Source organism: Coprobacter fastidiosus (genome assembly GCF_982245605.1).
The window spans coordinates 19,436-34,000 of record NZ_CEVCIF010000040.1 but is presented as its reverse complement, the minus strand read 5'-3'; the positions used below and the strand labels follow the sequence as shown (position 1 = coordinate 34,000).

Below are 14,565 nucleotides of genomic sequence, written 5' to 3'. Positions count from 1 at the left end.
CTCTATCGACTTTATATGCCATCTTACTTTTTAGGGACATTTACTGAATATCCCTGAATATCATGATATAAATCAGTGCATATTCAGGTACTGTAAATGTAAATAAATGGGCTTTGATAATCTATTTATTAATTTGAAAATTTATTGGAATTTTTCGTAATGGATTTTCTTTTCATCGAATTTATTTTTAGGCGATTGCGTCCCATTCGGATAACCGACCGGTATAACACAGAGCGGAATGATATTTTCGGGAATATTTGTATATTTCCGTACCGTGCTTATGCGGTCTTCATACGGATAAGCGGCAGTCCAGACCGCACCCAGTCCGAGAGATTCTGCTGCTAATAAGATGTTTTCTGAAACTGCCGAACAATCGAGATACCAGTAAGAAGAGCGAATAGAGTCTCCGCATACGATGATAGCCATTGGTGCTTTATTCAGCATTTTTGCATAAGGTAACTCCGCCGCCATTGAATCGAGAGTAGAACGGTTTTGTATTACGATCAGTTCCCAAGGCCGGAGATCTCTCCCTGAGGGAGCAGCCATTCCGGCTTTTAATAATATCGTTATTTTTTCATTTTCGACTTTTTTGCCGATAAAATCACGAACGCTTTTTCGAGATAATATATTTTCTAAGACAGTATTTCCTGTGCTTTCTGTTTGCGGTGTATTGGAACAACTGATCCCAAAGATAACAGGGAGAATACACAATACAATTAATAAATTCTTCATACGTCCTGATTTTAGTTATTTGTCACTGGTTTGTCCTATTTCGCGGATTGCTCCGGTTTCAGGATAAAAAGTCACATGAGCCGGAGCTTTTTTGTTATCGAACATGTTAGGAGCTAATCCGAAAACGACACCGAATTGGGCAACTTGAAATTCTCCGTAGAAAATATTTTTCCCATTGTACGTTAAAGAGGCTTTGGCCTTTCCGGGAATGTTATAAGCTAAAGCTCCTTTCGGCATTTCTTTGACTTTCCCTTTTGCATCTACCGGGAGTTCTCCTTTTTCGGTAATCTTGAGATTTATGTAAATAGGGTCTCCGCTAAGATCGGTTTTCCCTACTATTCCTGATATGTCTGAAATACGGAAAACTACTTCATTGGCGGTTTCTCCTTGTGGAATCCAAGTGAAATGTTTTACGACAGTTTGCGTTTGAGTCGTTCCCATGAACAAAGCCGTGAGGTTTCTTTCTTGCTCGTCTAATTGTTGTAACATAAGTTTTAATGCTTCTCCGTCTGCCGGTTTTTGGTCGGAGTCACCCGTCGAGAGATCCATCCGGCTTTCTCGTATCCGGTAAATCTGTTTGGCTGCTACCTCTGCCATTTTGGCTGTAGAACCCGAAATCAGCATTTCTTCGGTAAGAACAGAAGCATATTCATTATTCTCTAATGGAGATGCTGTTTTCTTTTTCCCTTGAGTGTTTGATATTGCGTTATCAGGCAGAGGATCGGTATTTACCGATAATAGTAAACCGTCTTTATTTAGAAACATATAGGGCGTGCTTCCCGATTTGAATTGAACTAAATATTGTTGATCCTTGTCCGCTATTCCATAGCTGCTGATCGTTGCTTTATCTAATTTCCATGAAGATTTGTCCTCGGTGATACTGACCGGTACACCCAGATATTTTTCTGCATATTTATAATATGGGCCGGCTTTTACGATTGTTTGGGTAGCTACGACCTCTATATCGAAAACCGTCTTTGGCAATGAGTAAATCAGTCCGTATTCATTATGCTTTCCGGCCGTCAGTTTTGTTGTTTCCTGGGCAAAGGCACTTATCGTGCAGAGTAAGCAGAGAGATATGATTCCTTTTTTCATATTAGTCGTTTTTTTTTATTCATACATGCGAATTTTACCCACATGCAAATATAAAATTAATTTGTGAATGAAAATACTGATTATCAGATTAAACTCTGTAATTATGCAGTTTTTTATAGGCTTGTCCTATTTGGGAAATAATGTCTCCTGCAGTTATGTATTCTTGAGAGTCTCTTTCTGCTGCCAAATCTCCTGCCGTCCCGTGAAGAAAAACGCCTAAGATTGCAGCCGGTATCGGGTGGTAACCTTGAGCCAATAATCCTGTGATCATTCCGGTCAGAGTATCTCCGCTTCCGGCAGTAGCCATTCCGGCATTTCCCGAACTGTTGAAGAGCACATCGCCTTTCGGTGTGACGATAGCGGTATTAGCACCCTTTAGGACAATGATTATGTGGTAACGAATAGCTATTTCCCGTGCTTTGTTCAGTCGCTCGTAAGAAGTGTCGTTTTTTCCGAATAATCGGTCGAATTCCAAGTGGTGAGGGGTTAGAATAGTGTTTTTCGGAAGATTTTCAATCAGTTCCGTATGTCCTGCTAATAGGTTCAGCGCATCGGCATCCAATACTATCGGACGTTTTATTTGTCCGAGCAATTTGTAGAATGCCCGGGCGGTTTCTTCGTGGCGACCTAAGCCAGGACCGACGGCAATTGCAGAATAAGTCCGGTTTAAAACTATATCGGAAATGTGAGAATCTTGTTCATCTGCAATGAATAACGCTTCAGGTACGCTTGTTTGGAGAATTTTTTCTCCACAAGCAGCCGACAAAACCGACACCAGTCCTGTTCCCGTGTGTAACGCGGCCTTTGCTGCCAGTACTGCCGCACCCATCATTCCTTTGCTCCCGGCAATTAACAGGGCATGACCTACGTTATGTTTGCTTACGAAGCGGCTTCTTTTCATTACCATGCGTGCGGCTTCGTCCGGTTCGATATAATAATATTTAGTTTCGGTCTGCTCGATAATATCGGGGTGAATACCAATATCGACGATTTTCCATTCTCCGGTAAATTGTTCGTTTTCGGCAAACATGAATGCTAATTTGGGATATTGAAATGTGATCGTAAGATCTGCTTGAACGATATTTCGGGGAATATTTTCTATGTTGTTTTCCCCGAAAAGTCCAGATGGCAGATCAATAGACACGACAGTAGCATCGGAAGAGTTGATATATTGTACGACAGACCCGAATCCTCCGGAAAGAGGTTTGCTCAATCCAGATCCGAATAATCCGTCTATAACAAGTGTTCCTTTAGTCAGTGTCGGAGGGATAAATTCGTTTATAATCTCCGTGAAGTGTGAGCCGCTGTGAGGGAATGTGTTTGTCGAATCGGATTGTTTTACCGATTTTGAAAATTTCAGCCCTTCTATTGTTTGCAGACGGTCTCTGTTTTTGAGACAGTCTTGTGATAATCTTTGAAGTGGATTAAATAAATATATGTCCAGTGTATAGCCTTCTTCTATCAGCATTCGGGAAACTGCAAGAGCATCACCTCCGTTATTTCCAGGACCTGCAAAAACGACAACCGGTGTGTTGCGTTTCCATCGGGATATGATTTCGAATGTGACGGATGAAGCAGCCCGTTCCATTAAATCAATAGACTTGATCGGCTCGTTTTCAATAGTAAACCGATCGAGTTTCTTTGTTTCGTTTGTAAAGAATATTTTCATTTTGTATTGAATTTTGCAATGTAAAAAAGATAATTACAAAATAAATCGTTTAATATTGGATAAATATAGAACTTTTGTCTAATTTCGCCACTTAAATATCAACAAAGATAGCTATTTTTTATGAGTACGAGTATAATGAGACATCCAAAAGGTCTGTACCTTCTGTTCTTTACGGAGATGTGGGAGCGTTTTAGTTATTATGGTATGAGAGCCATGCTTATTTTGTATTTGACTAAGACGGCAATGGAGGGAGGCTTGGGTTTCGATGCCAGGCAAGCGAGCCTTATTTATGGCTTTTTTACAGGGTTTGTTTATTTCACGCCTTTGATAGGAGGCTGGCTTGCCGATAATTATTTGGGACAACGAAAATCGATAACGATCGGAGGTATTACGATGATGATCGGGCAATTCTGTTTGGCTGCAAAGGCCGATCCTGTGTTCCTGTCGTTGGGGTTACTTTTACTGATTATTGGAAACGGATTTTTTAAGCCGAATATTGCGGTAATCGTCGGAGACTTGTATAAACCTGATGATCCGAGAAAAGACTCTGCCTATACGATTTTTTATATGGGGGTTAATGTCGGGGCGCTTATAGCACCTTTGATTACAGGATATTTGGCTATTACTTACGGGTATCGTTGGGGGTTTGTTGCTGCCGGACTCGGAATGATGTTGGGACAGATATGTTATAATTTCTTGTCGAACCGTTTTCTCGGCGATCTTTGTAAAGAACCGGCATTGAAAAAAGACGAAGACGGGAATGTGGAAAAAGAGCCGTTGACTAAAGAGGAAAAAGACAGGACAATGGTTATTTTTATTCTTGTAGCTTTTTGTATTTTCTTTTGGGCCGGATTTGAACAGGCTGGTAGTTCGCTCACCCTTTATACCGACAAATACATTGATCGGAATGTTTTAGGATTTGTTATTCCGACAGAATGGTTTCAGTCGGTAAATCCTGTTTTCATTATTCTGTTAGCTCCTCTATTCTCTATGTTTTGGGGATTTCTTTCTAAGAGAGGAAAGAATCCTTCTATACCGATAAAAATGGCTATGGGGATGATTTTGTTGGGATTAGGATTTGTTTTGATGCTCGGGGCTGTATGGCAACGTGGCGGAGACGATGCTTCGGTTCTTGTAAAAGCTAATTTATTGTGGCTTTTGGGTACTTATCTGATGCATACGATGGGAGAGCTTTGTTTGTCCCCGATAGGTCTTTCTATGGTATCGAAATTATCTCCGGTCAGACTGGCGTCTCTGATGATGGGTGTCTGGATGTTGAGCAGTTTCTTTGCGAATATCACAGCCGGCTTTATCGCTTCGTTTTTCGTATCGTTGGGAGCAATGAGTATTTTCGCTGTGATTGCGGTTACATCGATTTTACTTGGGTTATTTTTGTTGGCAGTCAGCAAATGGCTTACCGGAAAAATGCACGGGGTGAAATAGTTTAAAAATTCATTTGTCTGAAGAGAAAAATAGTCGGTTATTTTTTACAATAGGTATATTTGTTATACCTTTGCCGACTATAAATTCATTACATATCCAAGATTCGATGGACACTATTCAGATTAAAGACAAAACATTCAGGCCTTATATTCGGCGAGAGGAAATTAAAGCTGCTATAGAAAAGATAGCTGCTCGTATCAATAACGAATTAGCCGGAGAAAATCCTCTGTTTATTTGCGTTTTGAACGGTGCATTTGTCTTTGCGGCGGATCTTTTACGAGAAATAACGATCGAAAGCGAAATCACATTTATGCGCATGAAATCTTATTCTGGTACGCAGTCGACTGGTGTCGTAAAAATTATTCATGGATTGGATGAAGATATTAAAGATCGTACGGTGATAGTCGTTGAGGATATTATCGATACTGGTTTCACGATGCAGCGGATTATTAATCAGCTAAAAGAAAGAGAACCGAAACAGGTGAAAATCGCAACTCTGCTTTTTAAACCGAAAGCGTTGAAATGCGATGTACATGTTGACTATGCGGCTCTTGAGATACCTAATGATTTTATCGTGGGTTATGGATTGGATTATGACGAACAGGGGCGTAATTTAAAAGATATTTATGTGATTGCGGATTAATAATCTTTGACCTTAAAATTTTAATACGGTGAAAAGGTGACAATAAAGTGCACAAATAAACCGATATAAGTATGTTGAATATTGTAATTTTTGGAGCTCCGGGATCAGGAAAAGGAACTCAGAGCGATATGATTATTAAAAAGTACGGCTTGTTTCACATCTCTACGGGTGATGTTTTGAGAGTTGAAATGAAAAACGGTACGGAATTGGGGAAAATAGCAGAAGGTTACATTTCCAAAGGACAATTAGTTCCGGATGAACTCATTATCGATATGTTAGCTAAAGTGCTGGATTCGAATGAAGAAACGAAAAACGGTGTTATTTTTGACGGATTCCCTCGTACGATTCCTCAAGCCGAAGCTTTGAAAGCCATGTTGAAAGAACGGGGAGCAGAGGTTTCTGCTGTCATAGGCCTTGAGGTTGAAGAGGAGGAATTGATAGACCGTTTGATTAAACGTGGTCAGGTATCCGGTCGTTCGGACGATAACCTCGAAGCAATAAAGAGCCGTTTGGACGTATATCACAATCAAACTACTCCGTTGAAAGATTATTATATAAATGAAAAGAAATATAAAGCTATTCACGGAATGGGAACTATCGAATCTATCTTTGCCGCTATTGAAAAAGAGATAGATAACCTATAATAAGCGAAAATTTTAGAGAGGCTGTATTCAGAGCGTATTGCGATGAGTTGCAGCCTCTTTTTTTGTCTGTTTTGAATAAACGGTCGAAAAAGCATTATCTTTGCACTTTAAAAGATTGATTTATAAATAAAAATCGTAAAATAAAAAATTTATGGCCGAATCTAATTTTGTTGATTATGTCAAGATATATTGTCGCTCCGGTAAGGGTGGGGCAGGCTCTGCACACTTGCATCGTGAGAAGTTTATTACCAAAGGTGGTCCTGACGGGGGAGATGGAGGTAGAGGCGGTCATGTAATATTAAGGGCCAACAGGAATTATTGGACTCTTCTGCATCTCAAATATTCGCGGCATGTGTATGCCGGTCATGGTGGTTCGGGTGGCGCAAGCCGTAGTTTCGGAAAGGATGGAGAAGACCAGATCATAGAAGTACCGTGTGGTACGGTTGTGTTCGATGCCGAGACAGGAGAGTTTCTTTGCGAGGTAACAGAACATGGAGAAGAGGTTGTCTTACTGAAAGGAGGTCGTGGAGGATTGGGAAATTGGCATTTCCGTTCGGCGACGAATCAAACACCCCGTTATGCGCAGCCCGGAGAGCCGGCAATAGAAAAGGCTGTCATAATGGAATTGAAATTGTTGGCGGATGTCGGATTGGTCGGTTTTCCTAATGCGGGAAAATCTACACTCTTATCGGTAGTCTCTGCAGCGAAACCTAAGATTGCAGATTATCCTTTTACAACATTAGAACCTAATTTGGGGATTGTTTCGTACAGAGATAACCGTTCTTTCGTAATGGCCGACATTCCGGGTATTATAGAAGGTGCGAGTGAAGGGAAAGGGTTAGGTTTACGCTTTCTTCGGCATATAGAACGAAATGCTTTATTGTTATTTATGATTCCGGCAGACTCGAAAGATATTCGGGAAGAATATGAAATATTATTGAATGAAATAGCGAATTTCAATCCTGAACTATTAGATAAGCATCGGGTGTTGGCTATTACTAAATCGGATATGCTGGATGAAGAACTTACGGAGGCATTGAAAGCCGATCTTCCGGGTATTCCTTATGTATTTATATCCTCGGTGACAGGACAGGGAATTACCGAATTAAAGGATATTTTGTGGGAGGAACTGAATAAGGAGGATAATAAGGTCGCTTCGTTGACTCATCGTAATCTGGATTTCAGTCATCGTGTGAAAGAGGAAGATGAACTGTTGCTGGCCGGTGATGATGACGATGAGGAAGAAGAATCTTATGAGGAATATGATTGGGACGAATGAAATCGATAAAAATAGGAAATATAGAAATGTTGTCTTTCGAATCGTTAAATTCGTTTGACGACATTTTTAATTTTGTTACGACTCGTAATGGCGTTATTGAAGGGGATACTTACTCATCTTTTAATTTAGGAGTACACTCCGGGGAAGCTGTGTCCCGTGTATTGGAACGCAGAAATATGCTTAGAGAGACGCTCGGTATTGCTCCGGGACATTTTATTCTTCCTCGTCAGGTGCATGGCAATGGAATTGCAATTGTCGATGAACACTTCTTGAAGATGTCTTCTGATGAACAAAAGGAAGCCGTTTCTCAAGCGGATGCTTTAATTACGAATATACCTGAAGTTTGTATCGGTGTGACTACTGCCGATTGTGTTCCGGTATTGTTATATGATCCTGTTAAGAAGTGTATTGCAGCAATACACGCCGGGTGGAGAGGAACTGTGCAGCATATTGTTTCTGTAACAATCAGGAGTATGTTTCTCCATTTCGGTTCTTTGTCTGCCGATATTTATGCGGCAATAGGTCCGTCGATAGGATATGAACAGTTCGAGGTCGGAGATGAAGTATATGAAGCATTTAGAAGTTCATATTTCAATATAGATGAGTTAAGTGCTCGGCATCCTGTTACGGGAAAATATCATATCGATTTATGGAAAGCTAACCATACCGACTTGTGTAGTGCCGGTGTAGTGGAAAAACATATTGAAATTGCCGGTTTATGTACCAAAATTCATAATGATTTGTTTTATTCGGCGAGGACTTCGGGCTTAAAATCAGGTAGGTTTGTTTCCGGGATTTACATGAGGGAATAATAGGGATAATAAAAAACGCGATACATATTTTGTACCGCGTTCCTTTTATAAAAAATCTATTCTTATTTTTTTACGTATCGTTTATTTAACAGATCTACTATTTCGTTTGTGATATCATAAGACGGATCTATATAAAGCGTACTGGCGTTGTTAAGAATGGCCTCGTATTTTTTGTCTTTATTGTATTCGTGAATAAAGTTGATGATAGAGTCATTCATTTGGCTCAGCATTTTTTGCTGTTCGCGCATATTTTCATCTTCGAGACGCTGAATATATTCTTGCAATTCTTGTTGTTTTTTCATTAACCGTTGTTGTTCCTGTTGCAGGCGTTCTTGAGAAAGAAATGCGTTATTCTGATATTTCCGTTGAAATTCGGCCATTTCTTTTTCTAATTGACGACCTTTCTCATTTACATTAGCACGAGAGTTTTCAGCGCGACGCAACAATGATTCGTTCAAATCTTTAGCATAGTTATATTTTTGTAATAGCGAATCTATATTAACGTATGCAATAGGTAATTTACCTGAAATGGAGGTAGCTTGGGCAGCAGGTGTTTCAGCTGATTTTTCAGTCGTATTATTTTTTTTGTTACACTGAACAAACAACATAACAATAGCGAATGCTAAAACAGAATGAATAAAGGGTCTGCTAATCTTCATAATTTTGAATTTTATTACTAACTTATGTTTTACTTTTCTTTTAATAAATCTGCCAATTGCTTCTTGTTACGATCAACAGAGTCGGTTGATAATGCGCATGAAATACCTCTTTTTTTCATCTCCTTGTTTGCTCCGATGTGTGTGTTCGGAAATTTGCCGCCTTTAACGAATATTACCTTTATTCCTAAAAGAATAAATGCCAAAGCAACAATCGCCATAGTAAGAAGTATCGTATTCCACATTTTGATTATATTTGTATTGCAAATATAAGAAGAAACTCTGATTTAACAGGATTCTCGCTCGTATTTTGGCTATTATATCGGATAAACAGATATTTTTAACATTATTTCCGGTATGTGGTCAAGGAAAAAACGGGACATAAATAGGCGGAAAGAGAACAGCGTATTAGGATGATGCGGTATATTTTTTAGATTGATTTAAAAATAATTTTAAGATTATAACATTTTATAAAGAAAACTATGGATGTAAAGGATTTAAAGCCGGAGTTGATCTGGCACTATTTTGATGAGATAACAAAAGTGCCCAGACCTTCGAAGAAAGAAGGAAAGATACGTGCTTTTTTGTTGGATTTTGCACGGGAGCATCACTTGGATGCAAAAGAAGACGTAACGGGAAATATTGTTATATCTAAAGCTGCGACTCAAGGATTTGAATCGTCTCCTGGAGTAATTTTACAGTCGCATATGGATATGGTATGCGAGAAAAATTCAGATGTTATTCACGATTTTGAAAATGATCCGATAGAAACATATATCGACGGAGAGTGGGTACGTGCCAGAGGTACGACTTTAGGGGCAGATAACGGAATAGGAATGGCAGCATCGTTGGCCGTATTAGCTTCGGATAATTTGCAGCATGGTCCTTTGGAAGCACTGTTTACCGTAGATGAGGAAACCGGATTGACAGGGGCTTTTGGAATGAAAGAAGGTTTTATTTCGGGAGACTATTTGCTTAATCTCGATTCTGAAGATGAAGCGGAAATTTTCATAGGCTGTGCCGGAGGGATAGATACTACTTCGACATTTACCTATAAACCCACGATGACTCCTGCCGATTATTTCTATTTTCGGGTAAGTATTTCTAACTTGCAAGGCGGTCATTCGGGTAGTGATATCAATAAAGGATTGGGTAATGCCAATAAAATTTTAGCCCGTTTCTTATGCAGATGTTCTAAGAAATATGATATGGTTCTATGTCATATCGAAGGTGGGAATTTGCGGAATGCAATTCCTCGTGAAGCATCGGCTATTATTGGTGTTCCTAAAAATGAAAAAGAAAAAATTCGGGTAGATTTGAATCTTTTCCACTCGATTATCGAAGAAGAATTGTCTGCTGTAGAACCGAATATGAAAATTACGATGGAGTCGGAAGAGCATCAGGATCGTTGTATCGACCGTCAAACGACTTTTGCTTTGATAAATGCTTTGAATGCTTGTCCTCATGGTGTAATATCTATGAGTCGTGATATTCCCGGACTTGTCGAGACTTCGACCAATTTAGCTTCTGTGAAAATGGTAGGAGAGGATCAGATCGTTGTTGCTACCAGCCAGCGCAGTTCGGTAGAATCTTTGAAGCAAGAAATCGCTTGCCGTGTAGAAAGCGTGTTTACATTGGCAGGAGCAGTGGCTACTCATGGGGAAGGTTATCCCGGCTGGAAACCAAATCTTAAATCTGAGATATTGAATATTGCGGTGGCTGCTTATGAAGAATTATATCATGTAACTCCAGAGGTAAAGGCGATTCATGCAGGCTTGGAGTGTGGTCTTTTCTTAACGAAATATCCGCATTTAGACATGATTTCTTTTGGGCCTACATTGCGAGGCGTTCATTCTCCGGATGAAAAAATGCATATTCCTGCTGTTGAAAAGTTCTGGAATCATTTGGTGATGATCCTTAAGAAAGTATCGGAAAAATAATATTTATTTTTTTGAAGGTTGATTTGGAATATAATCAGAATAATAAACAATGAGGCTATTCAGCCTCATTGTTTTTGTTTATTTTAAGAAGTTCTTATTGTTGACATGTTAACTTATAGAAAGAAGTTTTTAATCTTTCACCGGAAACTTCGATATTGATCTCTCCGGTTTTATCTTTAGATTCGACAATAATAACCATTTTTCCATTAAAGACTCGCATGTAATTTGATGTAAAGGGAATAAGATCGGTTGCATCTCCGTTGCATAGAGCTTTTAATTTTCCGTTACCGTTTACTTTTACAAAAAGTAAAGATGCATCACGTGGACATAAGTTACCCTCTTTATCTTGTATTTCTACGGTTATAAAAGATAAATCTTTTCCATTGGCTAATAAAGTGTCGCGATCGGCTTTTAGATATATTTTATCAGGATTTCCTGCTGTTTTTATGATGCGTTCTTCACATGGTTCACCTTTTTCATTTTTTGCAATGATTTTTATTTCTCCGGGCTGATAGATGATATTGTCCCATCTCATTCGATAACGTAGAAATTTTTGGCTTTTATCTTTCCTTTTTGTTCCCATACTTTTCCCATTGACAAATAGCTCTACCTCAGGATAGTTTGTGTAGCATTGAATAGGAACTTCTTGTCCTAAGCGGTCAGGCCATGTCCAATGAGGCATAACATGTAAAACCGGTTTGTTGCTCCATTGGCTTTGGTATAAATAATATCTGTCTTTTTTTAACCCTGCCAGATCTACTATCCCGAAATAAGAGCTGCGGGATGGCGCACCTTCGCCGTATGGAGAAGGTTCTCCCAGATAATCGAAACCTGTCCATACGAATTCACCTAAAAGAAATTCGTTGTCATCCTGTTTTTCGAATTCTGTATCAGGAGCACTACCCCAAGGGACATAATCCATATCATAACTTGATATTTGATAGTCATTATACCAAGGAGTCCAGTTGTCTTTTACCGGGAATTTGTAGACTCCGCGTGAACTTACAGCCGAGCTGGTTTCACTTCCGTATAAAATATATTCAGGATGATTCTCATGTTGGGTTTGATAGTCGTAATGTTTGTAATTGAATCCGACAAGATCGACAGCATCTGCAAGACCGTTTATAATAGCACCGATATGGTTATTATAGCCTGCCGTAGAGGGACGGGTGGGGTCTTCCCGGTGTACTATATCTGAGAGAAAACGCGCTATCTGACCGCCTTCTTTTTGATCTTGTTCGCGTAATTCATTACCGATACTCCACATAATGACACATGGGTGATTTCTGTCGCGACGAATCAGGTCGGTCAGGTCCTTTTCCGCCCATTTATCGAACAGAGTATTATATCCGTTTACGCATTTTCCGTTTTTCCACTCGTCAAAAGCTTCTACCTGTACCATAAGTCCCATTTTATCGCATAATTCAAGAAGTTCAATAGATGGAGGATTGTGGCTGGTACGTATAGCGTTACAACCCATTTCTTTCATTATCTCCAATTGGCGTTCGGTCGCTCTGAGATTTACGGCTGCTCCTAATGGTCCTAAATCATGATGCAGGCATACTCCTTTTATTTTTGTCGCTTTTTCATTGAGGAAAAACCCTTTGTCTTTATCAAATTTTATTGTACGAAATCCGAATGTCGTTTTATATATATCTGTTTGTTCACCGTTAAAATATACTTTAGATACCGCTGTATATAGATGTGGATGTTCTGTATCCCATAGCGCGGGTTTTTTTACTGTGCAGTTTTGCTCGAATAGAAGAGTGGACATTATATCTTTTGATGAGCTTACAGAAGATACGCATTTACCTGAAGGGTCATATATCTCTGTAATCAGTTTTATTTTTCCTTTTTTTTCAGTGAATGCATTTATGTTGGTTTTTATTGATACCGATCCTTTCTTTGTAGAGATCTCGGGTGTGCAAATGAATGTTCCCCAATGGGCTACATGTATAGGAGAAGTGCATATTAATCTGACAGGACGATAGATACCTGCTCCGGTATAAAATCGGGACATTTCAGGTTTGTTTTCTACTGTCACATCCAAAATGTTTTTTTTACCGAATTTAAAATGATCAGTTAGGTCGAATGAGAACGAAGAATATCCATAAGGACGCTCTCCTATATACTCTCCATTTAGATAAATTTTTGCATTGCTCATTACTCCATCGAATTCGATATATACTCTTTGTGTAGATTTTTCTACAGGTAAAAATAATTCTTTCCGATATTGTCCCATTCCGGTGGCGGGTAATGCTCCCGTTCTTCCGGTGCGGAGTTTTGCTTCTTTATCACCATCTTCAATGACTTGCACGAATTGCATGTCTTGATTTAGATCGAAAGGTCCGTTTATAGCCCAATCGTGAGGAATATTTACGGTATCCCATGATGTATAGATTTGGATGGGCTCGGTTATATCTTTTTTTTGAAATAACCATTCTTTATCGAGAGGCATGATTTCTCGATTCTTAGCGTATCCATTTAAAAAGAGAAAGATTGAAAAAAGAGAAAGAAATAACTTTTGGGTCATATGTTTTATCTTTATTTAGAGAAAATACCGGATACTTTCCTAAATAGAGGTTATATCCGGTATCTGAAGATGATAGTGAGTGTAATTTTTGTTATTTTATTCGTATTGAATCCTATTATTTTTTAGGAGTCCCTTTGGTTTGTTTTACTAATTGAATAGTTCCATCGGGATTGTAATACAGTTTGTCTACACAAATGGAACGTAATTCCGGTTTTCCACCGGAAAGGTCGCTGTTGTGATAAAAGAGAAACCATTCGCCTTTGTATTCTACGATAGAACCATGACTTGTTCCCGAACCTGTTGCTTCCAGAATCACACCTTGGTAGGTCCATGGCCCTAATGGATTTGTACTGGTAGCATAAACCAATCGGTTACCTTCGGGATGGGGGACATTGTCGGAATACATCAGATAATAAATTCCGTTTCTTTTATGTACCCAAGCTCCTTCATGAAAATCTTTCAGTCCTTCCATACTTCGGGGTTTTTCCGCCAGTTCCATCATATTGTCTTTCATTTTGGCGCCGATGATTCTGCCACAACCGCCATGATAAAGATAAGCCTGTCCGTCATCATCGATAAATACGCAGGGATCGATCATTCCGCAAGCATCGTCAATGCCTTTGATATATCCTTGTACTTTAAAATCTTTTGCCGGATGTTTGCTTGTTGCGATTCCGACTTTCCATGAACAATGTACGTCAGAACTGCTCGGATGAGGGAAATAAAAGTAATATGTACCGTCTTTATACGCACAGTCGGGAGCCCACATAAAACCGCCTTCGGGACGTCCCCAAGGCACTTGGCTCGAGTTCAAAATCTCTCCGTGATCCTTCCAGTTTACCATATCATCGGTAGAAAAGACATGGTAGCGGTCCATCAAATCACATCCGCGAGGAGGATCTATGTCGTGGGAGGGATAAACGTATAAGCGTCCGTCTTTCCATACATGAGCCGACGGGTCTGCTGTGAACATGTGTGTGATAAAAGGATTAGGACCTAAGGTTACCGGAGTACTTTTTTTCTTCTTTTTAGCATTTGCACCGGAGACTGAAGAAGCGGATATTCCTGCGATTGCTACAGCCAGCAACGAAATAAACAATAATCTTTTTTTCATTGTAA

The 14,565-nt window shown here is 39.4% G+C and carries 13 protein-coding genes; 6 read left to right on the top strand and 7 right to left on the bottom strand.

Annotation, left to right across the window (positions count from 1 at the left end):
- Positions 1-141: 141 nt before the first annotated feature.
- The 3 genes from AC0UMU_RS10505 to AC0UMU_RS10495 form a co-directional block, all read right to left on the bottom strand.
- The gene (locus AC0UMU_RS10505; RefSeq protein WP_031258553.1) at positions 142-732 is read right to left on the bottom strand and encodes a nitroreductase family protein; all 591 of its coding nucleotides are present in this window, start codon (positions 730-732) and stop codon (positions 142-144) included.
- Between the two features lie 15 nt (positions 733-747).
- Positions 748-1,827 carry a DUF4831 family protein gene (locus AC0UMU_RS10500; protein ID WP_278716729.1) on the bottom strand — a complete coding sequence of 360 codons (1,080 nt, stop codon included), beginning with the start codon at positions 1,825-1,827 and terminating at the stop codon, positions 748-750.
- Positions 1,828-1,915: 88 nt separating this feature from the next.
- Positions 1,916-3,496 carry an NAD(P)H-hydrate dehydratase gene (locus AC0UMU_RS10495; RefSeq protein ID WP_278584078.1) on the bottom strand — a complete coding sequence of 527 codons (1,581 nt, stop codon included), beginning with the start codon at positions 3,494-3,496 and terminating at the stop codon, positions 1,916-1,918.
- Positions 3,497-3,616: 120 nt separating this feature from the next.
- Here AC0UMU_RS10495 and AC0UMU_RS10490 point away from each other — a divergent pair, with 120 nt between their 5' ends.
- From AC0UMU_RS10490 to pgeF, 5 genes are all read left to right on the top strand, one after another.
- On the top strand, positions 3,617-4,939 hold the full coding sequence (locus tag AC0UMU_RS10490) for a peptide MFS transporter (protein WP_278716730.1): 1,323 nt from the start codon (positions 3,617-3,619) through the stop codon (positions 4,937-4,939).
- Positions 4,940-5,045: 106 nt separating this feature from the next.
- Complete coding sequence (gene hpt / locus AC0UMU_RS10485) at positions 5,046-5,582, top strand: hypoxanthine phosphoribosyltransferase (RefSeq protein WP_022601074.1); 537 nt, start codon at positions 5,046-5,048, stop codon at positions 5,580-5,582.
- Between the two features lie 71 nt (positions 5,583-5,653).
- A complete protein-coding gene (locus tag AC0UMU_RS10480; RefSeq protein ID WP_278716733.1) occupies positions 5,654-6,226 on the top strand; it encodes an adenylate kinase in 573 nt (190 codons plus the stop codon).
- Positions 6,227-6,377: 151 nt separating this feature from the next.
- Entirely contained in the window at positions 6,378-7,505 is a 1,128-nt protein-coding gene (obgE, locus tag AC0UMU_RS10475) for a GTPase ObgE (RefSeq protein ID WP_009318599.1), read from the top strand.
- Complete coding sequence (gene pgeF / locus AC0UMU_RS10470) at positions 7,502-8,317, top strand: peptidoglycan editing factor PgeF (protein WP_122337797.1); 816 nt, start codon at positions 7,502-7,504, stop codon at positions 8,315-8,317. The genes obgE and pgeF overlap by 4 nt, the downstream gene beginning before the upstream one ends.
- Before the next feature lie 62 nt (positions 8,318-8,379).
- Here pgeF and AC0UMU_RS10465 read toward each other — a convergent pair whose 3' ends face one another.
- Together AC0UMU_RS10465 and AC0UMU_RS10460 are read right to left on the bottom strand one after the other, a co-directional pair.
- Positions 8,380-8,976 (bottom strand): OmpH/Skp family outer membrane protein, encoded by a 597-nt coding sequence (locus tag AC0UMU_RS10465; protein ID WP_122337796.1) that lies wholly within the window; start codon positions 8,974-8,976, stop codon positions 8,380-8,382.
- A 29-nt stretch (positions 8,977-9,005) separates the two neighbouring features.
- Positions 9,006-9,218: a hypothetical protein gene (locus tag AC0UMU_RS10460; RefSeq protein WP_122337795.1), complete on the bottom strand. Its 213-nt coding sequence runs from the start codon at positions 9,216-9,218 to the stop codon at positions 9,006-9,008.
- 237 nt (positions 9,219-9,455) lie between these two features.
- On the opposite strand from AC0UMU_RS10460, the gene AC0UMU_RS10455 reads away from it, so the two are divergent.
- A complete protein-coding gene (locus AC0UMU_RS10455; RefSeq protein ID WP_009318603.1) occupies positions 9,456-10,913 on the top strand; it encodes an aminoacyl-histidine dipeptidase in 1,458 nt (485 codons plus the stop codon).
- 94 nt (positions 10,914-11,007) lie between these two features.
- Here AC0UMU_RS10455 and galB read toward each other — a convergent pair whose 3' ends face one another.
- Together galB and AC0UMU_RS10445 are read right to left on the bottom strand one after the other, a co-directional pair.
- The gene (gene galB / locus AC0UMU_RS10450) at positions 11,008-13,446 is read right to left on the bottom strand and encodes a beta-galactosidase GalB (protein ID WP_031258545.1); all 2,439 of its coding nucleotides are present in this window, start codon (positions 13,444-13,446) and stop codon (positions 11,008-11,010) included.
- Between the two features lie 115 nt (positions 13,447-13,561).
- Positions 13,562-14,560, bottom strand: a complete 999-nt coding sequence (locus tag AC0UMU_RS10445; RefSeq protein WP_022601065.1) for a family 43 glycosylhydrolase — start codon at positions 14,558-14,560, stop codon at positions 13,562-13,564.
- Positions 14,561-14,565: the final 5 nt, after the last annotated feature.